Source organism: Halofilum ochraceum (assembly GCF_001614315.2).
Lineage (GTDB): Bacteria > Pseudomonadota > Gammaproteobacteria > XJ16 > Halofilaceae > Halofilum > Halofilum ochraceum.
In genome coordinates this window covers 1-1,233 of the sequence record NZ_LVEG02000033.1, presented here as the reverse complement: position 1 = coordinate 1,233, position 1,233 = coordinate 1, and the positions used below count along the sequence as shown (strand labels likewise).

Genomic DNA, 1,233 nt, shown 5'->3' with positions numbered 1-1,233 from the left:
TGATGTAGTTGAGTATTTATCCGACACCCGCCCCTTGTGAAGGTCAAAAGGGGCGGTCATCGGGGCCTCCGGTAGACTCTTTGTTACCACACGCAGAGAGAACCGGGAGAAAACCCGATGACCACCACGTCACAGAGTACCAAGCGTAAGCTGTCGCTGCTGCAGTTGGCCGAAGAGCTGGGCAACGTCTCGAAGGCCTGCAAGATCATGGGCTACCACCGCGACACCTTCTACGAGGTCCAGAAGGCCTTCAAGGTGGGCGGCGTGGCCGCCCTCGTCGAGGAGCGCCGCGGCCCGAGGAACCCGCATCCGAACCGGGTTCCCGAGGCCGTCGAGAAGCAGATCCTCGACCTGTGCCTGGAAAAGCCCACCTACGGCTCCCAGCGCATCGCCAACGAACTGCGGCTCCAGGGCGTCGACGTCAGCCCCTCCGGCGTGCGCGGCGTCTGGCTCCGCCATGACCTGGAGACCCGCTACAAGCGCCTGCTGCGCCTCGAGGGCGAAGCCCGGGAGCAGACCCACGTGCTCACCGAGGAGCAGATCCGACTGCTGGAGCGCCACTCACCCGAGTTCCGCATGCGCCACGTCGAGACCTCGGCACCCGGCGAACTGCTGAACCAGGACACGTTCTACTGGGGCACGCTCAAGGGCGTCGGCAAGATCTACGTCCAGGTGGTCATCGACGCCTTCTGTTCGCTGGCGTTCGCCAAGGTCTACACCTCGAAGATGCCGATCACCGCCGCCGACCTGCTCTATGACCGGGTCCTGCCCTTCTACGACGCTCTCGGGGTGACGGTCAAAACCATCCTCAGCGACAACGGGCGCGAGTTCTCCGGACGGCCGGAGCACCACCCGTACCAGCTCCTGCTGGCGCTCCACGACATCGAACACCGGACCACGAAGGTCCGCTCGCCGCGCACCAACGGCTTCGTCGAGCGCATGAACCGCACGCTGCTCGACGAGCACTTCCGGATCAAGGGCCGGGAGAAGTGGTACGAGTCCGTCGAGGAGATCCAGGCCGACCTGGATATCTTCATCGAGTTCTACAACCTCAAGCGCAGCCATCAGGGCTATCGGCTCAACGGCAGAACGCCGGCGCAGGCGCTGCGCGAGGCACTCGGCAGGAAGACGCTGCCACCGATCATCCCGAAAGAGGATGAAACCGCCGCCACCGAGGCGGCATAATCCGAGTCGCCGGAGACCCTGAGTGTCGGGTAATTACTCAACTAGTAC

1 protein-coding gene is annotated in these 1,233 nt (G+C 63.8%); it reads left to right on the top strand.

Annotated elements, in window-relative coordinates; genetic code table 11:
- The first annotated feature begins 117 nt into the window (after positions 1 to 117).
- Positions 118 to 1,185, top strand: coding sequence for an IS481 family transposase (locus A0W70_RS16350; protein ID WP_070990181.1), 1,068 nt, complete (start codon positions 118 to 120; stop codon positions 1,183 to 1,185).
- The last annotated feature ends 48 nt before the right edge of the window (positions 1,186 to 1,233 follow it).

Coding starts and splice junctions, on each gene's coding strand:
- A0W70_RS16350 (WP_070990181.1), top strand. CDS start 118: ATGACCACCACGTCACAGAGTACCAAGCGTAAGCTGTCGCTGCTGCAG.